Genomic DNA, 22,834 nt, shown 5'->3' with positions numbered 1-22,834 from the left:
TATAGCCGGGGGACCAAGAGGAACGGGAAATGGGCAAACCGCACGGGCCATAAAGTCGTCTCGCCGTGAATCCCCATTCACAAACACTGCAAACTTCGGTGCTTGTGTCGAAGGCCCCGTTCCCGCGCCGCCAGCTAACCCCCTACACTGCACGGCTATGGTCATAACTGTCCTTGCACTGCTTGCCATCGCGCTTTATCTCGCCGCAGCGGGCGGCCTTGCCCGCCCCTTGCTGGGCGGCGGACAACCGCTGAATAAATCAGCGCTGGGCCTGGCCGGCACGGCGGTCTTGATTCATGCCGGGATCTTGCTTGGCATCCATCGCGGCGCTTTGGATTTGCATTTTTTTGCCGCCCTGTCGCTGGTCGCCTGCGTGGTTTCCGCACTGACCTTGCTGGTGAACATGTCGCGACCGGTGGCGGCCCTCGGCGTGATCGTCTTTCCGCTCACCGCGCTCTTGCTCGCCGCGGACAGCTTTCTCGCCCCGGCCACCCAGCCACTGGTGCTGGACTGGCAGATCAAGCTGCATGTCACGGTCGCCCTGGTGTCTTTCAGCGTGCTGTGTATTGCCGCCGTGTTGGCGATCTTGCTGGCCGTACAGGAACGCGCCTTGCGCCACCGGCAGTTCGGCAGCTGGATGCGTGCGCTGCCGCCGCTGACCTTGACCGAAACCTTGCTGTTCCAGCTTATCGGCGCCGGATTCATGCTGCTGACGCTGACCTTGATCACTGGCGCCCTGTTCGTCGGCGACTTGTTCGGTCAGCACCTGATTCATAAAACCGTGTTATCGATCATTGCCTGGCTGATCTTCGGCACCTTGCTCTATGGTCGCTGGCGTTACGGCTGGCGTGGCCGGCGCGCGGTCAATCTCATGCTTATCGGCATGGGCATCCTGCTACTGGCTTTCTTTGGTTCGAAATTCGTGCTCGAGCTGGTGCTCAACCGCGCAGGTTGAGGATATCGCCAGGCATCAGCCGTGCCTGGCGGCAGCCACCTCGATCAGGGCATCTTGTTTGCGCACAAAGGCCCGCCGCGCCAAATGATAGGCAGGATCGGGGCCAAAGAAATTGCGCCGCATCTCGGCCAGCTCCTCTTCCGCATAGGCTTCCATCGGTTTGGCCTGCTCATCGCGCAAGCGCTGCCGCGCCTTTCCAGCCAATGCTGCCCGCCAGGCACTCAGTTTATTGCCCGCAGCCAGTCGAGTCTCGACATGCTGAATAAGGCTTTCGCCTGATAGGCCATTGTCGAGCAAGCCATCGAGCAAACCGATGCGTTGCGCACGCGCGGTGCCTAGCGGCTGCAAAGACTCGGTGAGCTGCCTGGCCACAACGGCTCCTACTCGCCGTGGCAACAGATAGGTCCAGTACTCCGAGCCATACAAGCCACCCATGCCTCGATAGTGGGGGTTGAGCACGACGCCTTCGCGCGCCAGGACATGGTCGGCCGCCAGCGCAAGAATCACCCCGCCCGCGCCGGCATTGCCCTGAATCAGCGACACCGTGCGCTTGTCATCGGTCAGCACGATCTCGCGCACCAAAGCATTCATCGCCACAATGTTGCGCCATGACTCCTGCGCGGGATCGGCCGCTGCCTCGATCGCAGTGAGATCGATCCCGTTGGACCAGAAATCCCCACCGCCGCACAAGACCAGCGTGCGCGTGGGACGCCCGCGCGCATAGCGATAGGCGGCCAGCAAACGCTCGAGCACCAAGGTACTCATGGCGCCATTGAGCATGTCGAAATGCAGATAGCCGTTATAACCGTGCTCACGGTAACGAATCGGCTGCCAGGTCGCCGTCTCGGACTGACTTTCTGGCGACAACGGAAGCTCGGCGACGCCTTGCAAGCGATCGCTCAACACCTGCGCCGCGGGCAACTTGATGTCATAGCGCGGGTCGTCTGCACTCAAGCCCTGCCGTCGACGCAAATGGCTGATCCACAACGCCGCGTCACCACATGCCACGCAAAGCGCACCGTCGCGTTGCGCCAGCAACTCGCCCGGACGCCCGCGCAGGCCCGCTTCGGGATGAGCGCCATAAACCCGCACCTTGGCGCCAGCCAGCGGTAACAACAACCCCGGGGCACTGTCGGCCGAATGGATATGCCGCAGTAATTCGTCTAAGGGCGCGTCCCAACCGATACGGCGATCCTCTTGCCGGCACAGCGGACGTTCGCGCCCAATCGGCGCAACCGCATAGCCCGCAGGGAGAGGACGCACGCCTTCGGCTATGCGTCGCAAGGCATCGCGTATGGCCAGCATCGCTGCATCGGTGGTTTCGCGGCGGTAAATCGCCCCCTTGCTGGCGTCACGCATGGGAAATTCCCGATGCGCCCAGATCGGGCCGCCATCCATCTCGTCACGCGCCGCAAGCACCGTCACGCCCCACTGCGGCGCAGCATCCAACAACGCCCAGTCCAGCGATGACGGACCTCGATCCCCCGGGATGCCAGGGTGCACGATCAGGCAAAGATGGTGTTGCCAGATTTCAGCGGGAATCGCCGACTTGAGCATCGGCGCCAAGATCAGATCTGGCTGGAATCTATGCACGGCCGCCTCCATCTGGGCGCCATCGCTGACTTCAGCCACATCGATGTGATGACCTAGATCTTCCAGCTCGACCTGCGCTCGCTGCGACAACCCGTTATGTCGCGTAGACAGAAAAAGAATCCGCACGATGTCCCCCTAGTCGCGCCATCTAGCGCGTACACACATGCTAGGTATGGGGGATGTTTATTCCGCGTGTAAATCGCTCGCACAAGCGCACTCCAAGAGCACCACGCGCTGAATCTATGACCCAACGCACATTACCAACCTGGCGAGTTCGGATCTGCGCGCTACTTAATTGACTGCGTCGATCGCTTGTGACAACCGCTCGACACCGATCACTTCCATGTCACCGATACGTGCTTTCTTCGGCGCATTGGCCTTGGGCACGATCGCGCGTCGAAAGCCGTGAGTGGCGGCCTCTTTCAAGCGCTCCTCGCCATTGGGTACCGGACGAATTTCCCCGGACAGGCCCACCTCGCCAAAAGCAATGGTTTTTTCTGGCAGGGGTCGATCGCGCAGGCTGGACAACACCGCCAGCAACACCGGTAAATCGGCCGCCGTCTCCTGCACCCGGATACCGCCGACCACGTTGACGAATACATCCTGATCGTAGGCCGCTACGCCACCATGGCGATGCAGCACCGCCAGCAACATCGCCAGACGATTCTGTTCCAGACCCAACGCCACCCGGCGCGGATTGCCCAGGGAAGACTGATCGACCAGGGCCTGCACCTCGACCAACAACGGTCGCGTGCCCTCACGGGTAACCATCACCGCGCTGCCCGAGGTTGGCCCCGAATGCGCCGAGAGGAAGATCGCCGAGGGATTGGGTACCTCGCGCAAACCTTTCTCGCTCATCGCAAAAACGCCCAGCTCATTGACTGCGCCAAAGCGATTCTTGAAGGCGCGCAAGATACGGAAACGACTACCCGACTCACCCTCGAAATACAGCACCGCATCGACCATGTGCTCAAGCACACGCGGACCGGCAATGCCGCCCTCCTTGGTGACATGGCCGACCAAGAAGACCGAGGTACCGGTCTCTTTAGCGAAACGGGTGAGCTTGGCCGCCGATTCGCGCACCTGACTTACCGAGCCCGGCGCCGCCGTGAGCAGCTCCGTCCAGATGGTCTGGATCGAGTCGATGACCAGTGCGCGCGGCCGATGGGCAAGCGCTTGTTCGAGAATCCGCTCGATGCAGGTCTCAGCCAAGGCGTGCAACGGCGCCAGCGGCAGATCCAGGCGTTGTGCGCGCGATGCCACCTGGGACAACGACTCTTCGCCGGTGACATACACACTGGCTAACTTCTCGCCCAGCTTGCCCAGCATCTGCAACAGCAATGTCGACTTGCCGATACCCGGATCGCCGCCGATCAGCACCACCGAGCCGTCAACCAGACCGCCGCCCAAGACGCGATCGAGTTCGCCGATACCCGTCAGCGTGCGCGCCTCAGTGGTCAATGCCACCGTCGCCAAAGGGGTCACCTTGGGTGTTCCCGCCGCCGCACCGGCATAACTGCCACCACTGCGCGCCGCGCCGACCGACTTTATCGCTGGCTGCAGCACCACTTCACTAAGCGTGTTCCACACGCCGCATTCGATGCACTGGCCCTGCCATTTCGAATGCTCGGCACCGCAGTCGGTACAGACGTAGGCGGTCTTGGCTTTGGCCATGGGTCTCGACATGCTCCAGCTGAGGTGCGACGAGCTTAGCCGGTTGCCATCGCATATCGCGAGACGTTGCAGCCGATCAGGCTGCCGGCACGCAGCCGGCTTATCTAGGGCCTGTTCACGCTATTCGCGTAGCCCGCGCCGGGATCTGTTTGCGCGCAGGGCAAGGAAGAGTGAGGGAGTGTACGTCCGTACACGACCGAGCGATGACGCCGCACTGCGGGCAAACAGGCCCTAATGTTCGTCTTCGACAAACAACACGCGGCGGGTCATGCCACAGGTCAGGTCGTACGAAATCGTGCCCGCCTGCGCCGCAATATGTTCGACCGGCAACGCCGGCCCCCAGAGGGTCACCCGGTCGCCGACTCGCGCCAGCGGCGCCTCGCGCAAATCGAGCGTAATCAGATCCATCGAGACCCGGCCAATCAAGGGCACCTGACGGTCACCGATCAGCACCGGCGTGCCGGCAACCGCGCTACGCGGATAGCCATCGCCATACCCCACCGCCGCGACCCCGACCGGCATGTCTTGCGGACAAGTCCAGGTGCCGTTGTAGCCGATGCGCTCGCCACGCTTGATGTGGTTGATGGCAATCAGGCGAGTGCTCAAGGTCATCGCCGGGCGAAATCCAAAATCGGCGCCGCTCTTACCCGCGACGACGGACAAGCCATACAGCAAGCCGCCAGTGCGCACCCAATCACCGCGTGCATCGGGCCAACCAAGCACGGCAGCCGAATTGGATAGTGAGCGCGGGCCCTGCAAGTCGCGCGTAACCTCATTAAACCGTGCCAGCTGCGCGGGCGTCTCGGTGCCATCGAATACTTCGGATTCGGCAAAGTGGGTCAGCAGGCCGACCTCTCCATCGATGCCGGGCATGGCCGACAGCCTGGCGTGAATCTCGGCGGCGCGCTCGGGTGCAAAACCCAGGCGATGCATGCCGCTATCCACTTTCAGCCAGACGCGGAGCAGACCACGCTCAGGCGTGGCCTCGGCCAGCCAGCGCAGTTGCTCTTCATGATGAATCGCCGCGTCCAGGCCAAGCCGCTGCATCTCGGCAATATCGCCTGACTGATCCGGGCCGGACAACACCACGATGCGCTGACGATGGCCGGCGGCGCGCAAGCGCAAGCCGTCGCCCAGCGCAGCCACCGCAAACGCGTCGGCATCGCGGTCGAGCGCGCGTGCCACTCGCTCCAAGCCATGGCCGTATGCGTCAGCCTTGACCACCGCCATGACCTTGGCTGGCGCTGCCAGCGCTTTGATACGTGAGAGATTGTGGCGCAAGGCGCCAAGATGGATGGTCGCTACGGTAGTACGGCTCATGATTCCAACTTCACCATGACGCGCAGCGTCACGGCAGGCACTAAGGGGACTGACTCAGACCAAGCGCCACAGGGCGCGGCACAGCAAATATCCCGCCAAAGCTTATCAGTCATCGCCTGCCCTCCATGCCTATCCGTCAAGGTTCCAGCCTAAAAGCTAACCGCCTCGCATGCATGGACCTGACAAGGCCTGCCGGAGGAAATTTGCAGGCAACGCACGATCATCCGGTTATTCAGCCCTGGCCTGCGCAGTCCGGGCATACCGCCATGGATGCCTGGCAGGCCAGCAGCCGCTTCTGAACCTTGGGCGAGCGATGACGCCTCGCCGACGCCACCCTTATTCGAACGAGCCGACGAAGGAGTCGGGCGCGTAGTTTTCGAACTTGGTGTAGTGGCCCAGGAAGGTCAGCTTTACCGTATCGGTAGGGCCGTTACGCTGCTTGCCGATAATGATTTCGGCCAAGCCCTTATCCGGCGATTCCTTGTTGTAGTACTCGTCGCGGTAAATAAACATGATGACGTCGGCGTCCTGCTCGATAGCGCCTGATTCACGCAAATCGGACATCATCGGCCGCTTGTCGGCGCGCTGCTCCAACGAGCGGTTCAACTGCGAGAGCGCGATCACCGGCACATTCAGTTCTTTGGCCAGACCCTTGAGCGAGCGCGAAATCTCCGAGATCTCGGTGGCGCGGTTCTCTTTATTGCCGGGCACCTGCATCAACTGCAGATAGTCGATCACGATCAAGCCCAGGCCGCCGTGCTCGCGATGCAGACGACGCGCGCGCGAGCGCATTTCCACCGGCGACAAGCTGGGGGTATCGTCGATAAAAATCTTCGCATCCGAGAGGATGGCGATGGCGTTGGTGACACGCGGCCAGTCCTCCTCTTCCAGATCGCCATTGCGCAGATGCTGCTGATGAATACGGCCGATCGAGGAAATCATACGAAACGCCAGCTGCGACGCCGACATTTCCATCGAGAAAATCACTACCGCCTTCTTGCCGCGCAGGGCCGCCGACTCGGCGATATTGACGGAGAACGCGGTTTTGCCCATCGACGGACGGGCCGCGACGATGATTAGATCGGACGGCTGCAGACCCGAGGTCAATTCATCCAGGTCGCTAAAGCCGGTGGAGATACCGGTGAGCTGACCGCGATTCTCATAACGCTCGGACAATAGGCGAAAGGCATCTTTGACCGCGTCGCGTATCGAGGTGGAATCCTTTTTGCCGCGCGCACCCGACTCGGCAATCTTGAACACGCGTTGCTCGGCGCTTTCCAGCACCTCTTGCACACTCTTGCCTTCGGGGCGGTAGCCGTCTTCGGTGGTTTCCGTACCCGCGTCGATCAATTGCCGAAGAATCGATTTCTCACGCACGATATCGGCATAGGCCACGATATTCGCCGCGCTCGGGGTGGCGTTAGCCAGCTCGATCAGATAGCTGGCGCCACCGACCATCTCCGCCAGGCCATTCGCATCGAACCAGTCACCCAGGGTCACCGCATCGCACGGCATGCCCTTGTTCGCCAGCTCGGTAATCGCCCGCCAGATCAACCGGTGATCTTTGCGGTAAAAATCTTGCTCGCCGAGTTTGTCGGCCACCTTGTCCAATGCGTCAGGCGCCAGCATCAGACCACCCAATACCGCCTGTTCGGCGTCGATGGAGTGTGGCGGTATACGCAACGCCTCAATAGAGGGGGCACCTGCTCGGCGTTCGGGAACAAAGGACATCGGTTTTCCTCGCAGCGGAACCACGGTGCCGGCGATCGCCGGGCCGCAACCCTGGAAGCCATCATACGCGGCGAAGTCTCAGCCGCCGAGACAATAAGTCTGTGGATAAGCTGTGTTTATGTGTGGATAAGATGGGGAACGGGGAACGAGGAACGGCGTAAAAAGCAGAAACCCAAAAGCAAGCGCAGAAACAAAGAAAAGCAAAAAGATCAAAAAGGACGTGGCGCCACCAGCACCGCCCGAACTTCACTTCCCCGCTCCCCGCTTTAACTTCCCGCCCTTAAAAACAAACGGGCGCCTAGGGCGCCCGTTGTTTCCATCTAACGATGGCTTAGCGACTTACTTCTCGCCGACAACGATCACTTTGACCGTGGTCTGCACATCAGCGTGCAGGCTGATGACCACGTCGTATTCGCCGGTGTTGCGAATCGGGCCTTCGCCCTGGATCACTTCACCCTTGTGCACGCTCTGGCCGACCGCTTCCAGTGCCTCGGCAATTTCGCGAGGACCGACCGAGCCGTACAGCTTGCCTTCCGGGCTGGCGTGCGCGGTGATCGTCACCGACACGTCGGCCAGCTTGGCCTTGCGGGCTTCGGCTTCGGCCAGCTGCGTATTGGCCTTGGCCTCATACTCGGCGCGACGCTTTTCGAAAGCTTCGAGGTTGGCTGCATTGACGCGTACAGCCTTGCCCTGCGGGATCAGGTAGTTACGACCGTAACCCGGCTTGACGTCGACCTTGTCGCCAAGGTTGCCGAGGTTGCGGACTTTTTCCAGAAGAATCAGTTGCATGATGGTTCCTTTTCGTTAGCGCCGGGGTGGCCGACGCAACCGTGGACGGTTGTCCGAAATTGTTTCCGCCCGGCCCGGCTGAACCCCGGGCAAGGCGGAGCGACGCTTAGACGTCGTGATTATCGGTGTACGGCAGCAGCGCGAGGAAGCGCGCGCGCTTCACAGCAACGGCCAACTGGCGCTGATAGCGCGACTTGGTGCCGGTGATGCGGCTCGGCACGATCTTGCCGTTCTCGGTGATGTACTGGCGCAGGGTGTTGAGATCCTTGTAGTCGATCTCTTTCACGTCTTCGGCAGTGAAGCGGCAGAACTTGCGGCGGCGGAAGAACTTAGACATATCAGTGCTCCTTATCAGTCGTCGCTGTCGCGATCATTGTCGTCGCGGTCGCGGCGGCTGCCGCGCTCTTCACCTTCGCTGTCGTCATCGCGGCGACGCGACGACTTGGCATCATCCTTTTCTTTCGACTTCAGGATGAAGGACTGCTCGATGTCGGCCTCGTCACGACGAATCACCAGGTGACGCAGCACGGCGTCGTTGAAGCGGAAACCCGACTCCAACTCGTTCAGCGCGCCCTGGGTCACTTCGATGTTGAGCATGACGTAGTGAGCTTTGGCCAGGTTCACGATCGGGTAGGCCAGCTGGCGGCGACCCCAATCTTCCAGGCGATGAATCTTGCCACCGTCGGTCTCGATCAGCGCTTTATAGCGATCGATCATCGCGGGGACCTGTTCGCTCTGGTCAGGGTGGACCAGAAACACGACTTCATAATGACGCAGGGTCATCGTGGGTAGCTCCTTGTGGATGCGGCCGTTAGGCCTCGCAGCCTCCCGCCGGCGCGGTGAGGCAAGTACCTGCCAGCATGAAACCTGCGCGGACAGAAGCGGAATTGTAGGCGGTCAGCCCCGAGTCACGCAAGTCATTGAAAAACGGACACCCCGATGGGGCTGACTGACCGAACCAGTGCCGCCCCGGCAAACCGAGCCAGGCACTCGCCCGGCGGCAGCTCAGCCGACCGTAAAGCTCTCGCCGCAACCGCACTCGCCAGTGGCATTGGGGTTGTGGAAGACGAAGCTGGCGTTAAGCCCCTGGCGCTGGAAGTCGATCACCGTGCCCTCGACCAGGGGCAGGCTTTTGCTGTCCACGATCAGGCGCACGCCATCGATCTCGACCTGCTCGTCGTCGCTACCGACCTCGTCGGCAAGGTCCACCACGTAGGCGAAACCCGAGCAACCGGTGCGTTTCACGCCGAAACGCACGCCATGGGCATCCGGGGTGCTGGCCAGGAAATGGCGCATGCGTTCGTTCGCAGCGGGAGTGATGGTGATCGTCATATAGAAGCGTTGCTCATCGAGCGGAGGTCTGCGCGAAAGGAAATATCGCGATGCAGGCGATGGCTACATTATCATGCCGGTTTGCCCATACGCACCGTATATGCGGTGCCCAGCAGGAGTTTCAATCCATGACGGTGGTCAGCGTCAAACAGGCTCTTTCCGGCAAGCTCGAGGCCGGCAGCAAGGTGACCGTGCGCGGCTGGGTGCGCACCCGGCGCGATTCAAAAGCAGGCCTGTCCTTCGTCAATATCAGTGACGGCTCTTGCTTCGACCCGATCCAGGCCGTGGTACCGGCCACCGTAGGCAACTACGAAAGCGAAGTAAAACACCTCAGCGCAGGCGCCGGCCTGATCGTCAGCGGCACGCTGGTACCGTCACAGGGCAAGGGCCAGAGCTTTGAGCTGCAGGCGGACGAAGTGATCGTTACCGGCCTGGTCGACGATCCGGAAACCTACCCGATCCAACCTAAGCAGCACTCGATGGAGTTTTTGCGCGAAGTGGCGCATTTGCGCCCACGCACTAACTTGTTCGGCGCGGTGACCCGTGTACGCCATACGATGATGATGGCGATTCACCGCCACCTGACCGAGCAAGGCTTCTTCTGGATCAACACACCGATCATCACCACCTCGGATGCCGAGGGTGCTGGCGACATGTTCCGCCTGTCGACCCTGGATCTGGCCAACCTGCCGCGCGATGACCAAGGCAAGATCGACTTCCGCAAGGATTTCTTCGGCCGCGAGGCTTTTCTCACCGTGTCCGGCCAGCTCAATGTCGAGGCTTACGCCCTGGCGATGAGCAAGGTCTATACCTTCGGCCCGACCTTCCGGGCGGAAAACTCCAACACCCCGCGTCATCTGGCTGAGTTCTGGATGGTCGAGCCGGAGATCGCCTTCGCCGACCTCACCGCCAATGCCGACTGTGCCGAGACCTTTCTCAAAGCGATCTTCAAGGCGGTATTGGAAGAGCGCGCCGATGACATGGCGTTTTTCGCCGAACGCGTGCAGCCCGATGCCATCACCCGACTGGAAGCGTTTATTACCCAGCCGTTTGAACGCATCGATTACACCGATGCCGTAGAAATTCTCAAAAAATCCGGGCACAAGTTCGAATTCCCGGTGGCCTGGGGCATCGACCTGCAGACCGAGCACGAACGCTATCTCGCCGAAAAGCATGTCGGCCGGCCGGTGGTGGTGATGAACTATCCAGAGCAGATCAAAGCGTTTTACATGCGCCTCAACGACGACGAGAAAACCGTCGCCGCGATGGACGTGCTGGCACCGGGCATCGGCGAAATCATCGGCGGCTCCCAGCGCGAGGAGCGCCTGGATTATCTGGACCGCCGCATGACCAAGTTTGGCCTCGATCTGGCCACATACGGCTGGTATCGTGACCTGCGCCGTTACGGCACCGTGCCGCACGCGGGCTTTGGCCTCGGTTTCGAACGCTTGCTGGTTTACGTTTGCGGCCTGTCCAACATTCGCGATGCCATTCCCTACCCCCGTGCCGCAGGGACGGCTGAATTCTGATCGTCTGACTATCCGATGCGCTATCGACCGCCTGCCTCTGCCGCCTTACTCGTCCTTGCTCTGCTACTTGGCGCATGCCATAGCGTGAAAGGACTGGTGCCGCCGAACCTTCGGCCACCGGAAAATAGCGACACCCCATTGCAGCAAGCCAGGGCAACGCTGCAGCAGGCCACTCCTTGCTGCAGCAATTTCGCCGATTTCTCTTACCAGACACTGCTGCCGTGGCAGCCGAAAAAGTTCGAGCTCGGCAGTGGCAGCATGGTGCTTAGCCTCAATGGCGAACACAGCTATTTCCTCAGCTTCCGCTTGCCCAGCGATACCAAGCTGCCTTACAGGATAGCGCTGAAGTCGGAATTGAACGGTCGTTGGCTGCGCTCCAGCTACTTGTTCGCCCCCACCGTGGTCTTGCTGGACGAGGCCTTCCAGCCACTCAGCTCCGAAGAGGTGAACCTGTGCGAACACATGGGCTGGAGCAGCGAAACCAGCGGCGCCCTCGGCAGCATGAAAGTGAGCAATCCGCAGGCCCGTTATCTCGTGGTCTACAGCTCGGCCAAACAGCAAGCTGATCAAACCTATTGGGAACAATCCCCGGCGGCCTTCTCGGCCGAAGCCCCGGCGCGCATGGCAACGACAGGCAGCTTCAAGATTTCCCACGGCCCTGACGGCACGATCTGGGTCGGCATGATGAACAAGGCCTACGCCAGCGCGGTGGATAACGCGGTCTGCGGCAAGGCGCCCCAAGGCAACGGCGTACTCAGCACGCTGCGCGATGTCATACCGGTGCCCCTATGGTCCGGGCAAAGCCCCAGCGACGACGCGAAGGCCAGCCCCAACAAACCCGCCAGCGACACACACTAAACCCGCACCATCACTCTTATCCGTTTTTCAGCAGGACACCCATGATCGAGCTTTACCTATCACTGCTGGTCGTCGGCGTGGTTTTCTTTCTGCTGCATTTCTTCGCGCAGATGCGCATTGCCCGCTTATTGCAGCAGCGTCATCCACAGCAGTGGCTAATCATCGCTGTGCCCGATACCGGCAAAGGCAACCCGCTGCGCACCTGGATGCGCCTGCAATTGGCGCTGCGCTCGCCGGTACTGCCGGCACTGGAAGATAACGCCATCACCCGCTGGCGACAGGTCTGGCGCTATGCTCCCTGGCTGGCCTGGATCTGTTGGTTTGGCGCGCTGGCCGTGCAATGGTCGGCGCGTTGAAGACGCACACCTTGAGGAACTCGTCATGCATTTGGATCTGAGCGGACGCCACGCCCTGGTTTGCGGCGCATCGCAGGGCATCGGCCGCGCCAGCGCCATGGAACTGGCCGCACTGGGCGCCAACGTCACCGTGCTGGCACGCAACGCAGATGCACTGAAGACGCTTACCGAACAGCTCCCACGCGTACATGTCGAGCAGCAGCATCATTGGCGCATCGCAGACATGCTCGACACCGCCGGCCTTGCAGACACTGCGGCAAGTATCGCAGCCAGTGATCCGGTGCAAATCCTCATCAATAACAGTGGCGGCCCACCGGGCGGCCCCGCCCATACATCGACCTCGGAAGCTTATGAAACAGCCTTCCGCCAGCACCTGTTAGCCGGCCAGGCCCTGGTGCAGTCGCTCTTGCCCGGCATGCGCGAAAAAGGCTACGGCCGTATCGTCAATGTCATTTCCACCTCGGTGAAAGAGCCTATTACCGGTCTTGGCGTTTCCAACACCGTACGCGCCGCTGTCGCCGGCTGGGCCAAGACGCTGGCCAGCGAACTGGCTGCCGATGGCATCACCGTCAACAATGTGCTGCCCGGCTATACCCGCACCGCACGACTCGACAACCTGCTCGCCGCCCAGGCCGCAGCGACAGGCCGCAGTGAAGACGAGATTGCCACGCATATGCTGAGCACCGTCCCGGCGAAGCGCTTTGCCGAGGCGGCCGAAATCGCCGCCGTGATCGCCTTCCTCTGTACGCCAGCTGCCGCTTACGTCAATGGCGTCAGCATCGCCGTCGATGGGGGGCGGACGCGAGCGTTGAGCTGAAGGCAGGGAACGGGGAACGGGGAACGGGGAACGGGGAACGGGGAACGGGGAACGGGGAACGGGGAACGGGGAAAAGCCTAAAAAGCAGAAGCGGAAAAGCAAGGGCTAAAACAAAGAAAGATCCAAAAGAACGATGCGCCGCAATCACCACACGACCTTCACGTTCCCCGTTCCCTATTCCCCGCCCCCTGCTCTCAACTCTGTTCCCCGCTCCCCGCCCTACCCCCCGACCGACCCAGGCCTTAAGCTCAGCCCAAGCGAAATCTGCGCCTTGCCAACCTGATCGACGGCCATCAGCAGGCGCCATGCGCCGATCAATGGCTGGATGTATTCGAGCCCGCCACCGGCAAGCTGTTTGCTCACTGCCCCGACTCCAGCGCCGCCGATGTGGCTGCTGCTGTCACCGCGGCCCAGCATGCGGCACCTGCCTGGGCCGCGACGCCATTGGAGCAACGCAGTCGGCTGTTGCAGCGGCTGGCCGATTTGCTGGAAGCGCGCCTTGACGAATTCGCCGCGCTGGAGTCGCGCGACAGCGGCAAGCCGCTGGCCCTGGCACGCAGTCTCGACATCCCGCGCGCGGTGAGCAATCTGCGTTACTTCGCGGCAGCCATCGTGCCGTGGGGTAGTGAATCGCATGCGACGGACCATGGCGTAACCGGAGCGGGCGCGATCAACTACACCTTGCGCCAGCCGCTGGGCGTGGTGGGCTGTATCAGCCCATGGAACCTGCCGCTATACCTGTTCACCTGGAAGATCGCCCCCGCGCTGGCCGCCGGAAACAGCGTTGTCGCCAAGCCATCGGAAATCACCCCATGCACGGCGGCACTGCTGGGTGAGCTAAGCATTGAGGCGGGATTCCCGCCGGGCGTATTGAATATCGTGCAAGGCCGCGGTCCCAGCGTGGGCCAAGCCATCGTCGAGCATCCCACGGTCAAGGCGATCTCTTTCACCGGTAGCACCAAGACCGGGGCCAGCATCGCCGCCACCGCCGCACCGCATTTCAAGAAAGTCTCGCTTGAGCTTGGCGGCAAGAATCCCGCCATCGTGTTTGCCGATGCAGACCTTAGCGACGCCAACCTCGACATCATCGTTCGATCGGGTTTTGCCAACCAGGGTGAGATCTGCCTGTGCGGCTCGCGCCTGCTGGTGCAACGCTCGATCTACGACAGTTTTCGCCAACGCTATCTCGCGCGGGTGCGCGCGCTGACCGTGGGCGACCCCAACGACAGCGGCAGCGATCTCGGCGCACTTGTCTCGCAGGCGCACTTCGACAAAGTGATGGATTGCATCGCGCAAGCCCGTGCCGAAGGCGGCCAGATACTCTGTGGCGGCGAAGCCATCCATCTACCCGGCCGCTGCGCCGATGGCTGGTATGTCGCGCCGACGGTTATCGAAGGACTGGCTTCGGGCGCGATCACCAATCAACTCGAAATCTTTGGCCCGGTAGTCAGCCTCATTCCGTTTGACGACGAGGCCGAGGCCCTGGCCATCGCCAACGACAGCAGCTACGGCTTGGCCGCCTCGCTGTGGACTTGCGATCTGTCGCGCGCGCATCGGCTTGCTGCGCTGCTGGACTTCGGCATCGTATGGATCAACTGCTGGCTGCTGCGCGATTTGCGCACGCCCTTTGGCGGCACCAAACAATCGGGCGTCGGTCGTGAGGGAGGCGTCGAAGCACTGCGTTTCTTCACCGAACCGAAAAATATTTGCATTCGCTACTGAGGTTTCCCTTTGAGCAATCCCCTGCAAGGTCTCCTCGACGGTAACCGCCGCTGGTCCGCTTCGGTTCGTGCGGAAGATCCGCGCTTCTTCGAGCGCCTATCGCAACAGCAAGCGCCCCGCTACCTATGGATCGGCTGTTCCGATTCACGCGTGCCCGCCACGCAGATTGTCGACCTGCCACCCGGCGACATCTTCGTCCAGCGCAATGTCGCCAACGTGGTGTCGCACACGGATCTCAACTGCCTCAGCACGATTCAATTCGCCGTCGATGTGCTCAAGGTGGAGCACATCCTGGTGGTCGGCCACTACGGTTGCGGCGGTGTGCAGGCAGTGATCGACGATCGCCGCCTCGGCCTCGTCGACAATTGGCTGCGGCACGTGGGCGACGTCGCCCAGAAACACGCCGGCGCACTGGCCGCCTTGGATTTGGCCCATTTGCGCAGCAGCCGCTTGTGCGAGCTCAACGTGATCGAACAAGTGGCCAATGTCTGTCAAACCACCAGCGTGATCGATGCCTGGGAGCGCGGCCAGAAGCTGTCCGTGCACGCATGGTGTTACAGCCTGTTCGATGGCCATATCAAAGACCTGGATATGCACGTCGATTCGCGCATGTCGCTGCCGCTTGCCTATAGCCAGGCCCTTGAGCAGCTCATCGCTATTCCAGGGCAGCCGCGATGATCGCCCTGCACGGTACCGATCCAGTGAGCGCGGCTCGATGAGCAACATCATCCGTACCGAGTCCGCACCCGCTCCCGTGGGCGCTTATCCACATGCGCGTCGCGTGGGCGATTTGTTGTTCTTATCCGGCGTCGGTCCACGCCAACCCGGCAGCAACGCCATCCCCGGCAACGTCTACGATGCGGATGGCAAGCTGATCGCCTATGACATCGCGGCACAATGCAGGCAAGTCTTTGCCAATGTGCGGGCGGTGCTCGAAGCCAGTGGCGCGGCATGGACTGACTTGGTCGACGTCACGGTGTTTCTCACCGACATGGCGAATGACTTCTCCACCTACAACCGCCTCTACGCCGAGCACTTCGTCGGCGTCGACGCGTGCCGCACGACGCTGGGGATTACTGCCTTACCGACGCCGATCGCGATCGAGCTGAAGTGCATCGCCGCGCTGTCACCCGCTGCGCAATAAATCCACGCCATAAAAAACCCCGGCGGTAACTCGCCGGGGTTGCAAGCCGCTACACAGCAAACGCGATTAGGCGCTCTTTGCCGTCTTGGCAGCTTTGTGCTTATGACCATGAGCCGGTTTGCTGGCGGCCTTTTTCTTGGCCAGCATCTGCCCGGACGCCGACTTGCCCGAGCCCGGCTGAGCGGCGGTGGACTGAGTTGCCAGCACGGAGCCGGAGAAAGCCACGGCAGCTACCAGCAGGGAAGCGATTGCAAGTTTACGCATAGTCGTATGCCTCAAACGTTAGAGAGTGACGCGGACCCGGCCGGAACCCGGCAGCGCGAGCGGCGCGACGCGGCCACGATAGCATCGTGATCCAGTCGTCGAAACGGGCGGTATCACACTATTTTTTCTACCTGCACAAGTGCAGTTCTTGACTTTCAAATATGCCAAGTCGAAACGCAATTATTTGCGCATTGACCAAACCAGCCTCTGCTCCGGGCATCGTGTTTCCACCCTGTGACATAGCTCAAGACGGCTTAAAACAAGGCATCAGCTCTACGCACACCGGGCATTTGGACGGCTAAGTCGAGGCGAATACATTAATTCGCAATTTATTGCGATTCAATACTCCGGCAGAACCAGCAAATCTTGTTTATCCACGGCTTAACTATAAGCCGCGCACTCCCGGAACAAGCCACATATCGCCCCGCTTACAGACCGAATCGAGCTGGCGCATAGGGCGCCGGATCGATAGCCGCCGCGGTCTTCGTCAACTGCGCCGCGACCAACTCGCCGGTAGCCGCTGACATGCTGACACCCAGCATGCCGTGGGCCGTCGCCAGGGTCAGATTCGACCAACGGCTGCTTGGGCCGATAATCGGTATTTCGTCCATGCTCATCGGCCGCCAGCCCCACCACTCTTCCAGCAATTGCGGCCCTTCAGGCTCGTGCAGGCCGGCGGCGGCGCCGCGGCGCAAGGCATCCAACCGGGTCCGGTTAAGCCCTTCGTCGTAACCGGAAAACTCCATCGTGCTGCCCAGGCGGTAACCACTGCCCCAGGTAGTGACGCAAACGGCAGCTTCGCGCAAAACCAGTGCATGACGGGGCACCCGCTGAGGCCGGGTATACGTCAGCGAATAGCCCTTGCCAGGCTGCATCGGCAAGCGCAGATCAAGCATGCGTCCCAGCAGCGGCGACCAGGCACCCAAGGCCATCACCACCTGCTCGCCACGAAATACACCGCGCGTGGTGCGGACAAAATCGATAGCACCTGAGCGGGTACCGAAATGATCGATGCGTGCCCCGTTCTCAATCACCCCGCCCAGTTCCTGCACCCGTCGCGCCAGCTCAGCCACATAGCGATCAGGCCGCAGCTGGGCATCATCGGGATGGAACAAGCCACCGACAACCCCCGGCCTGAGTGCAGGCTCCAAGGCTTCCACCTCCGCACCGCTGAGACGCTGTACCTCAACCCCCAGGCGATCCAGCACGGCGGCGTGATGGCGCTCGTCCGCCGCCAGTGCCGCCGGCGTCCGATAGGCATATAGCTCGCCGCGCGGAACAAATTCGCAATCCAGGCCATCGCCACGCACCAGGGCCTCGATCAGCCGGCGCGAGCGCTGCAAGATGGCCGAGCGCGCCTCCGCGGCATGCTGAAAATCACGCCAATTGCAGTGGCGGGCAAAGCCCCATAACCAGCGCAGGCGATCCCACTCAGGACGTGGATTCAAATACAGCGGCGCATCGGCTCGAAAGATCGAACGCAGCGCCACGCCAAGCACCCCCGGCATGGCCAGCGGCGCGGCATGGCTGGGCGTAATCGTGCCGCAGTTCCCATGCGAACTGCCGCATCCCGGCGTACCTTGTTCCAGCACCCGCACCGAAACACCCGCCTTGAGCAGGTACAGAGCGCAGGCCAGGCCAATGACACCGCCACCAAGAATCAGCACATCGCTACGTGAAGCATCCATCCGCGTATTGTAGCGGCGCGACGGACCTACCCTCTGACCCTGAATCGACCAGGACATGCATGATGCGAATGCCAGATGCCATCCCGACCATGCCTATCCAGCTCGCCCGCCTTGGTTTACTGCTTGCCCTATCGGCAATGCCCGCAGCGCATGCCGCGCAGCAACCGGCATCGTCCTCCTCGGCGCCGGCCACGACCTATCAACACAACCTGCTACGCGAGCTGTCACTGCTGAAAAACGATCTCGCCCGCTACGAGTTCCTGAGCGAATCCCTGCCGCGCCTGTCCGAAGCCGATCGGCTGGTCGCGCAACAGCTCTTGGCCAGCGCCGAGAACGAGCTGGGGATGTATAACGAAGCCATCCGCGACTTCCCTTTCGATAACCGCGTCCGCGCCAAAACCGAGCTGCCGCAAGCTGCCGGCTGGCAAGCCGTCGATGCGGTAGAGGCCATCGCCAAACTGGCTGCCGACCGGCGCCTGGTGATGGTCAACGAAGCCCATCACGACGCCCACACCCGGGTGCTCACCCTCGAATTGTTGCCGCGACTGCGCGCGCTGGGGTTCAACTATTTCGCGGTAGAAGCGCTGGACGCAAAAGACACCGCGCTGACGCAGCGCGGCTACCCGGTACTAAGCAGTGGCTCGGAGTACCTGCACGAGCCGATCTACGGCGAGCTCGTGCGCGAAGCGATCAAGCTCGGCTTTGTCATCGTGCCTTACGAATCAGACACCATGACTACCGCTGGCCGTGAAGCCAGCCAGGCTGACAATCTGTATCAACGCGTGTTCATGCACGATCCCAAAGCACGCCTGCTGGTACATGCCGGCTACGCGCATATCGACAAGGATATCGGCAGTTTTGGCGACAGCATCCAGCCGATGGCCATGCATTTGAAACAACTCAGCGGCATCGATCCGCTGTCGATCGACCAGACCCAATTACGTGATGTCGGCCCGATGCGCGGCGATACGGTTTACCGCTCGTTGATTGCCAGCTTTCAGCCCAAAGGCCCGACGGTGTTGCTCAATCGCGCCACAGGCAATGCCTGGAGCGCCCAGTCGTCTGTCTACGACATCAGCGTCTTGCTGCCCCCCGCCGGCCATCACCGGCGCCCTGCCTGGCTAGGCCTGGATGGCCAGCGTCGAACGCATACGATAAGCACCGACTTATGCAGCGGCCATTTCCCCTGCGTCGTCGACGCGCATTACGCCAACGAATCCGATCAGGGCATACCTGCCGATCGCTGCACGCTGCTCGACCCGGACAGCACCGGCGTGCTCTATCTGCGCCCCGGCGATTACCGCCTGCGCAGCTCCAGCGATGACGGACGCGTGCTAAGCACGCGAACGGTGCATATCAATGAACAGAAATCCTGAGCACTGAGCGGCCGCGCGGCCTCACCGGCCACGGCTAAACCACACCGTTAGAACTATCACGCAAGCTATTGATTTGATAACCTCTACCCAGATTCATTCGAGGTTGTCACATGCGCTTACGCCCCGATACCTCATTCATGGCCCGGCCGGCCTCATTCCGAGTCGCATCCCAGCTGACGCTGGCGGTCGCGATCTTGCTGCTGGCCGCTTGTGGCAGTGCGCCACGCAAGCCACAACCAACCTTCAAAGATTCGCGTTCCGGCCTGGCCAACGAGCCGGCGCGAGGGCCCTCTGAAGCCAACATCGGCACGGCCAACGACGTGCTGTTTCGCGCTATCGCCCTGGTCGGCACACCGTACCGCTGGGGCGGCAATACCCCCGATGGCGGTTTCGATTGCAGCGGCCTGGTCACTTATATTTATCGCAATGCGGCCAACCTCATGCTGCCGCGTACCTCGCACGACATGGCTCTGATGAATGGCCGCAAGGTGGGCAGCATGACCGACCTGGTCAGCGGCGACCTGGTGTTCTTCGGCAGCCGCGGCAACATCAGCCATGTCGGCGTGTATGTCGGCAAAGGCCGCTTTGTGCATGCGCCCAACAGTGGCGGCACGGTGCGGCTGGATGACATCGACGGGCCGTACTGGCGCGATCACTTCACCTACGGCAAACGCCTGCTCAACTAAGGCCTTCGCGGGCCGTTGCGACTCCTTTCGAAAAATTATATTGCACACAATTTAATTGTGTGATTAGATACGCCCCATGAAAGCCGCCCCCACCCTCTCGCTACTCCTCGATGAACAACTCTGCTTCGCGCTTTATGCAGCGTCGCGAGCGATGACATCAGCCTATCGCCCACTGCTGGAAGCGCTCGGCCTCACCTACCCGCAATATCTGGTGATGCTGGTGCTCTGGGAACAGGATGGCCTCACCGTGCGCGAACTGGGGCAGCGGCTGCAACTGGATTCCGGAACACTGACCCCCCTGCTCAAGCGATTGCAGGCAGCAGGCCTGATCGACCGCCAGCGCCGCAGCAGCGATGAACGCGAAGTGGAAATCCGCCTCCAGCCACGCGGGCTTGCGTTACGCGAGCAAGCCACGCCGATTCCTGGCTGCCTGGGCAACCGGCTATGTCTATCCCTTGAAGATGTGCAGCACCTGCGCGACGAGCTGAAACGGCTGGCCACGCAACTCAATCACCCCTCCCACGAAGGAAACTGAAGTCATGAGCGTCAGCAAAATTCTCTATACCGCTACAGCTACCGCCAAGGGCGGCCGCGAAGGTCATATCCACAGCAGCGACGGCGTGCTCGATTTTGACCTGAAAGTGCCGAAGGAACTCGGTGGTCCCGGCGGCGCCGGCAGCAATCCAGAGCAGTTGTTCGCCGCCGGTTATGCCGCTTGCTTTGAAGGTGCCGTGCGTTTCGTGGCACGTGAGCGCAAGGTGGCATTGAAGGAAGCTTCGGTAACCGCGCAAGTGGGTATCGGCCCGCGTGAACCGACCGGCTTCGGCATTGCCGTAAAACTCGAAGTGAGCCTGCCGGGTATCGACCGCGCCGTAGCGCAAGAATTGGTAGACACCGCCCATAGCGATATCTGCCCGTACTCGCACGCGACTCGCGGCAACATCGACGTACAGATCAGCCTGGCCTGATCGCCGCTACGACGGCCTAAAGGCTGACGCAAACCAGATAAAACAACGGCGCCTCAGGGCGCCGTTGTTTTATCTGATCCGCTGCGCTCAGTGCGCTTCGGCACCCGGCGGGTGCGCGTGACCGTGCTTGATCTCTTCTTCGCTGCCATCGCGCACTTCGTTGATGCTGACGTCGAAGTGCAGCGACTTGCCCGCCATCGGGTGGTTCAAATCCACATCGACCGTGCTCATGCCGACCTTGTGCACGACCACCACGCGGTGACCACCTTCCTTCAGCGCCAATACCGTGGTCATACCCGGCTTGAGCTTGGCCGCCTGCTGGAAATATTTCTTCGGCACGCGCTGGATCTGGCCCTCCTGACGCTCGCCATAACCATCGACCGGCGCCACATCGACCTGCAGCGATTCACCCGCCTCATGCTCTTCCAAGGCTTTTTCCAGCCCCGGGATCAGCTGGCCATGGCCTAGCAATACCCACAGCGGCTCATTGCGATCGTGCGAACTCTCAACCTTTTCGCCGTCCACAGTAAGTGTGTAGTGGAGCGAGATGACCTTGTCCTTGCCAGCCTTCATTGCCTGTCTCGTCATAAGTGCAAACGGCGGATTCTAGCAGCACCGGGAAAGACGGGACGATACCCATCACTTATCGCCCTCGCGCCTTGCCAAAGCCCACGCCACGCGCCTCGGGGCCAAACCAGGCGAGCAAGGCCAGCAACACCGCCACCGCGGCCATCCATAGCGACATGGCGAAGGCGAAGTCGCCACCATGCCGACCCGCCAGCCAGGTTTGGGCGGTCGCCGTGATCGCCGCCAGCAAATTGCCCATTTGATAGGCAAAGCCCGGCAAGGTGCCACGCACCGCGTCAGGCGACAGCTCATTCAGATGGGTGGGCACGACACCCCAGGCGCCCTGCACCATCACCTGGATCAAGAACGCGCCAAGCCCCAATAACAACAGCGAGCCACCATAAACCCATAGTGGAATCGCCGGAATCGCCAGCAGCGCGGCGATCGCAATCGCTTTGCGCCGGCCGACTCGTTCCGACCAGGTGCCAAAGAACAAGCCGCCGACGAGGGCGCCCAGATTAAGCAAGGCCGTGAGCATGAACGCCGTACCCGAGCCCGCGGGAATATGCAGGTTTTCCTGCAGGAAGGTCGGGTACATGTCCTGCGAGCCGTGGCTGAACATGTTGAATGCCATCATCAACAGCATCAAATAAATCGCCAGCTTCCAATGCCCTTGCATCGCCTCCATCAAGCTGCGCTTCTGCGTCTGCTGGGTTTCCTGCCATACCGGCGACTCGGGCACTTTGCGGCGGATGTACAGCACCAACAGCGCCGGCACCACGCCAACCATGAACAGGCCACGCCAGCCGATGTGATCGACCAATAACCAATTCACCAGCGCGCCGAGGAAAAAACCGCAGGGGTAGCCGCTTTGCAGCAGCCCGGACACCATGCCGCGCGACTTCGCCGGAATCGACTCCATCGCCAGTGAGGCGCCCAGCCCCCACTCGCCGCCCATCGCCACGCCGAACATAAAGCGCAGCACCAACAGCACCGTCAGCGAAGGCGAAAAGGCAGTCGCCAGCTCGAACAGCGAAAACAGAATGACGTCGAGCATGAGAATCGGCCGGCGACCGAAACGGTCTGCCAGGCGGCCAAACAGCAAGGCACCAATCGGCCGCGCGGCAAGCGTCAAGAACAAGCCATAAGTAACCTCGGTCTTATCCACATTGAATTCATGCGAGATACCGACGATGACGAACACCAGCAGAAAATAATCAAACGCATCCAGCGTCCAGCCCAAAAAGCTCGCCAGCACGGTATGGCGCTGCTGGTGATTGAGTTCGCGCAGAGGTGACAGGAACGACATCGACAGCTCCCGAATGGCAGTGAATCGCGAGGCTAACATGCTGCCGCACAGTTGCTGACAAGAAACGCCTGGATGGGCGAGGCATTGCACCTGTAGTGCCATTACCGCAACTATCGCCCCGACTCGTGCACGCAGAGAATCGCATGCAAGCCCTCG

Annotated in this window: 25 protein-coding genes; 12 read left to right on the top strand and 13 right to left on the bottom strand. The window is 61.4% G+C overall.

Annotation, left to right across the window (positions count from 1 at the left end):
• Positions 1-157 precede the first annotated feature (157 nt).
• Positions 158-955 carry a cytochrome C assembly family protein gene (locus OUZ52_RS03005; RefSeq protein WP_266156819.1) on the top strand — a complete coding sequence of 266 codons (798 nt, stop codon included), beginning with the start codon at positions 158-160 and terminating at the stop codon, positions 953-955.
• 15 nt (positions 956-970) lie between these two features.
• Here OUZ52_RS03005 and OUZ52_RS03000 read toward each other — a convergent pair whose 3' ends face one another.
• The 8 genes from OUZ52_RS03000 to OUZ52_RS02965 all read right to left on the bottom strand — a co-directional run bounded on the left by OUZ52_RS03000 (position 971) and on the right by OUZ52_RS02965 (position 9,394).
• On the bottom strand, positions 971-2,674 hold the full coding sequence (locus tag OUZ52_RS03000) for a hydrogenase maturation protein (RefSeq protein WP_266156818.1): 1,704 nt from the start codon (positions 2,672-2,674) through the stop codon (positions 971-973).
• Between the two features lie 165 nt (positions 2,675-2,839).
• Complete coding sequence (gene radA / locus OUZ52_RS02995) at positions 2,840-4,222, bottom strand: DNA repair protein RadA (RefSeq protein ID WP_266156817.1); 1,383 nt, start codon at positions 4,220-4,222, stop codon at positions 2,840-2,842.
• A gap of 231 nt (positions 4,223-4,453) precedes the next feature.
• Positions 4,454-5,542, bottom strand: a complete 1,089-nt coding sequence (gene alr / locus OUZ52_RS02990; protein ID WP_266156816.1) for an alanine racemase — start codon at positions 5,540-5,542, stop codon at positions 4,454-4,456.
• Positions 5,543-5,878: 336 nt separating this feature from the next.
• Positions 5,879-7,273: a replicative DNA helicase gene (locus OUZ52_RS02985; RefSeq protein WP_266156815.1), complete on the bottom strand. Its 1,395-nt coding sequence runs from the start codon at positions 7,271-7,273 to the stop codon at positions 5,879-5,881.
• A 339-nt stretch (positions 7,274-7,612) separates the two neighbouring features.
• Entirely contained in the window at positions 7,613-8,062 is a 450-nt protein-coding gene (gene rplI / locus OUZ52_RS02980; RefSeq protein WP_266156814.1) for a 50S ribosomal protein L9, read from the bottom strand.
• Positions 8,063-8,168: 106 nt separating this feature from the next.
• A complete protein-coding gene (gene rpsR / locus OUZ52_RS02975) occupies positions 8,169-8,399 on the bottom strand; it encodes a 30S ribosomal protein S18 (RefSeq protein WP_114844067.1) in 231 nt (76 codons plus the stop codon).
• Between the two features lie 14 nt (positions 8,400-8,413).
• Complete coding sequence (gene rpsF / locus OUZ52_RS02970) at positions 8,414-8,845, bottom strand: 30S ribosomal protein S6 (protein WP_114844068.1); 432 nt, start codon at positions 8,843-8,845, stop codon at positions 8,414-8,416.
• Between the two features lie 222 nt (positions 8,846-9,067).
• Entirely contained in the window at positions 9,068-9,394 is a 327-nt protein-coding gene (locus tag OUZ52_RS02965) for a HesB/IscA family protein (protein WP_266156813.1), read from the bottom strand.
• A 128-nt stretch (positions 9,395-9,522) separates the two neighbouring features.
• On the opposite strand from OUZ52_RS02965, the gene asnS reads away from it, so the two are divergent.
• The 4 genes from asnS (at position 9,523) to OUZ52_RS02945 (ending at position 12,954) form a co-directional block, all read left to right on the top strand.
• Positions 9,523-10,923 (top strand): asparagine--tRNA ligase, encoded by a 1,401-nt coding sequence (gene asnS / locus OUZ52_RS02960; RefSeq protein ID WP_266156812.1) that lies wholly within the window; start codon positions 9,523-9,525, stop codon positions 10,921-10,923.
• Positions 10,924-11,019: 96 nt separating this feature from the next.
• Entirely contained in the window at positions 11,020-11,781 is a 762-nt protein-coding gene (locus tag OUZ52_RS02955) for a MalM family protein (protein WP_323135309.1), read from the top strand.
• A gap of 41 nt (positions 11,782-11,822) precedes the next feature.
• Positions 11,823-12,137 carry a hypothetical protein gene (locus OUZ52_RS02950; protein ID WP_266156810.1) on the top strand — a complete coding sequence of 105 codons (315 nt, stop codon included), beginning with the start codon at positions 11,823-11,825 and terminating at the stop codon, positions 12,135-12,137.
• Between the two features lie 25 nt (positions 12,138-12,162).
• Complete coding sequence (locus OUZ52_RS02945; RefSeq protein WP_266156809.1) at positions 12,163-12,954, top strand: SDR family NAD(P)-dependent oxidoreductase; 792 nt, start codon at positions 12,163-12,165, stop codon at positions 12,952-12,954.
• A 219-nt stretch (positions 12,955-13,173) separates the two neighbouring features.
• On the opposite strand, the gene OUZ52_RS02940 is transcribed toward OUZ52_RS02945, so the two are convergent.
• On the bottom strand, positions 13,174-13,317 hold the full coding sequence (locus OUZ52_RS02940; protein WP_266156808.1) for a hypothetical protein: 144 nt from the start codon (positions 13,315-13,317) through the stop codon (positions 13,174-13,176).
• Here OUZ52_RS02940 and OUZ52_RS02935 point away from each other — a divergent pair.
• Genes OUZ52_RS02935 through OUZ52_RS02925 form a run of 3 tightly spaced genes read left to right on the top strand, consistent with a single transcriptional unit; the run spans position 13,276 to position 15,820 of the window.
• Positions 13,276-14,676, top strand: a complete 1,401-nt coding sequence (locus tag OUZ52_RS02935) for an aldehyde dehydrogenase (RefSeq protein WP_266156872.1) — start codon at positions 13,276-13,278, stop codon at positions 14,674-14,676. The genes OUZ52_RS02940 and OUZ52_RS02935 overlap by 42 nt on opposite strands.
• Positions 14,677-14,685: 9 nt before the next feature.
• A complete protein-coding gene (gene can / locus OUZ52_RS02930) occupies positions 14,686-15,354 on the top strand; it encodes a carbonate dehydratase (RefSeq protein WP_266156807.1) in 669 nt (222 codons plus the stop codon).
• 37 nt (positions 15,355-15,391) lie between these two features.
• Positions 15,392-15,820: a RidA family protein gene (locus tag OUZ52_RS02925; RefSeq protein WP_266156806.1), complete on the top strand. Its 429-nt coding sequence runs from the start codon at positions 15,392-15,394 to the stop codon at positions 15,818-15,820.
• Positions 15,821-15,886: 66 nt separating this feature from the next.
• Here the strand turns inward: OUZ52_RS02925 and OUZ52_RS02920 are convergent, their stop codons facing one another.
• Entirely contained in the window at positions 15,887-16,084 is a 198-nt protein-coding gene (locus OUZ52_RS02920; protein WP_266156805.1) for a hypothetical protein, read from the bottom strand.
• A 428-nt stretch (positions 16,085-16,512) separates the two neighbouring features.
• Complete coding sequence (locus OUZ52_RS02915) at positions 16,513-17,772, bottom strand: NAD(P)/FAD-dependent oxidoreductase (RefSeq protein WP_266156804.1); 1,260 nt, start codon at positions 17,770-17,772, stop codon at positions 16,513-16,515.
• Positions 17,773-17,831: 59 nt separating this feature from the next.
• Here OUZ52_RS02915 and OUZ52_RS02910 point away from each other — a divergent pair, with 59 nt between their 5' ends.
• The 4 genes from OUZ52_RS02910 to OUZ52_RS02895 all read left to right on the top strand — a co-directional run bounded on the left by OUZ52_RS02910 (position 17,832) and on the right by OUZ52_RS02895 (position 20,802).
• Positions 17,832-19,148 (top strand): hypothetical protein, encoded by a 1,317-nt coding sequence (locus OUZ52_RS02910; RefSeq protein ID WP_266156803.1) that lies wholly within the window; start codon positions 17,832-17,834, stop codon positions 19,146-19,148.
• 137 nt (positions 19,149-19,285) lie between these two features.
• On the top strand, positions 19,286-19,834 hold the full coding sequence (locus tag OUZ52_RS02905) for a C40 family peptidase (RefSeq protein WP_266156871.1): 549 nt from the start codon (positions 19,286-19,288) through the stop codon (positions 19,832-19,834).
• A 76-nt stretch (positions 19,835-19,910) separates the two neighbouring features.
• A complete protein-coding gene (locus OUZ52_RS02900) occupies positions 19,911-20,369 on the top strand; it encodes a MarR family winged helix-turn-helix transcriptional regulator (protein WP_266156802.1) in 459 nt (152 codons plus the stop codon).
• Positions 20,370-20,373: 4 nt separating this feature from the next.
• Positions 20,374-20,802, top strand: coding sequence for an organic hydroperoxide resistance protein (locus tag OUZ52_RS02895; protein ID WP_266156801.1), 429 nt, complete (start codon positions 20,374-20,376; stop codon positions 20,800-20,802).
• Between the two features lie 87 nt (positions 20,803-20,889).
• Here OUZ52_RS02895 and OUZ52_RS02890 read toward each other — a convergent pair whose 3' ends face one another.
• Entirely contained in the window at positions 20,890-21,375 is a 486-nt protein-coding gene (locus tag OUZ52_RS02890; protein ID WP_266156800.1) for an FKBP-type peptidyl-prolyl cis-trans isomerase, read from the bottom strand.
• Positions 21,376-21,445: 70 nt separating this feature from the next.
• Positions 21,446-22,678, bottom strand: a complete 1,233-nt coding sequence (locus OUZ52_RS02885; protein WP_266156799.1) for an MFS transporter — start codon at positions 22,676-22,678, stop codon at positions 21,446-21,448.
• Positions 22,679-22,834: the final 156 nt, after the last annotated feature.

It is taken from the genome of Dyella silvatica (genome assembly GCF_026283955.1).
Taxonomy (GTDB): domain Bacteria; phylum Pseudomonadota; class Gammaproteobacteria; order Xanthomonadales; family Rhodanobacteraceae; genus Dyella_C; species Dyella_C silvatica.
The sequence above is the reverse complement of the archived record's forward strand: the minus strand, read 5'-3'. Positions and strand labels throughout refer to the sequence as shown.

Bases quoted from the DNA above. Each gene is read 5' to 3' on its own strand.
- OUZ52_RS03005 (WP_266156819.1), top strand. From the start codon at position 158: ATGGTCATAACTGTCCTTGCACTGCTTGCCATCGCGCTTTATCTCGCC.
- radA (WP_266156817.1), bottom strand. From the start codon at position 4,222: ATGGCCAAAGCCAAGACCGCCTACGTCTGTACCGACTGCGGTGCCGAG.
- alr (WP_266156816.1), bottom strand. From the start codon at position 5,542: ATGAGCCGTACTACCGTAGCGACCATCCATCTTGGCGCCTTGCGCCAC.
- OUZ52_RS02985 (WP_266156815.1), bottom strand. From the start codon at position 7,273: ATGTCCTTTGTTCCCGAACGCCGAGCAGGTGCCCCCTCTATTGAGGCG.
- rplI (WP_266156814.1), bottom strand. From the start codon at position 8,062: ATGCAACTGATTCTTCTGGAAAAAGTCCGCAACCTCGGCAACCTTGGC.
- rpsR (WP_114844067.1), bottom strand. From the start codon at position 8,399: ATGTCTAAGTTCTTCCGCCGCCGCAAGTTCTGCCGCTTCACTGCCGAA.
- rpsF (WP_114844068.1), bottom strand. From the start codon at position 8,845: ATGACCCTGCGTCATTATGAAGTCGTGTTTCTGGTCCACCCTGACCAG.
- OUZ52_RS02965 (WP_266156813.1), bottom strand. From the start codon at position 9,394: ATGACGATCACCATCACTCCCGCTGCGAACGAACGCATGCGCCATTTC.
- asnS (WP_266156812.1), top strand. From the start codon at position 9,523: ATGACGGTGGTCAGCGTCAAACAGGCTCTTTCCGGCAAGCTCGAGGCC.
- OUZ52_RS02950 (WP_266156810.1), top strand. From the start codon at position 11,823: ATGATCGAGCTTTACCTATCACTGCTGGTCGTCGGCGTGGTTTTCTTT.
- OUZ52_RS02945 (WP_266156809.1), top strand. From the start codon at position 12,163: ATGCATTTGGATCTGAGCGGACGCCACGCCCTGGTTTGCGGCGCATCG.
- OUZ52_RS02925 (WP_266156806.1), top strand. From the start codon at position 15,392: ATGAGCAACATCATCCGTACCGAGTCCGCACCCGCTCCCGTGGGCGCT.
- OUZ52_RS02920 (WP_266156805.1), bottom strand. From the start codon at position 16,084: ATGCGTAAACTTGCAATCGCTTCCCTGCTGGTAGCTGCCGTGGCTTTC.
- OUZ52_RS02915 (WP_266156804.1), bottom strand. From the start codon at position 17,772: ATGGATGCTTCACGTAGCGATGTGCTGATTCTTGGTGGCGGTGTCATT.
- OUZ52_RS02910 (WP_266156803.1), top strand. From the start codon at position 17,832: ATGATGCGAATGCCAGATGCCATCCCGACCATGCCTATCCAGCTCGCC.
- OUZ52_RS02905 (WP_266156871.1), top strand. From the start codon at position 19,286: ATGGCCCGGCCGGCCTCATTCCGAGTCGCATCCCAGCTGACGCTGGCG.
- OUZ52_RS02900 (WP_266156802.1), top strand. From the start codon at position 19,911: ATGAAAGCCGCCCCCACCCTCTCGCTACTCCTCGATGAACAACTCTGC.
- OUZ52_RS02895 (WP_266156801.1), top strand. From the start codon at position 20,374: ATGAGCGTCAGCAAAATTCTCTATACCGCTACAGCTACCGCCAAGGGC.
- OUZ52_RS02890 (WP_266156800.1), bottom strand. From the start codon at position 21,375: ATGAAGGCTGGCAAGGACAAGGTCATCTCGCTCCACTACACACTTACT.
- OUZ52_RS02885 (WP_266156799.1), bottom strand. From the start codon at position 22,678: ATGTCGTTCCTGTCACCTCTGCGCGAACTCAATCACCAGCAGCGCCAT.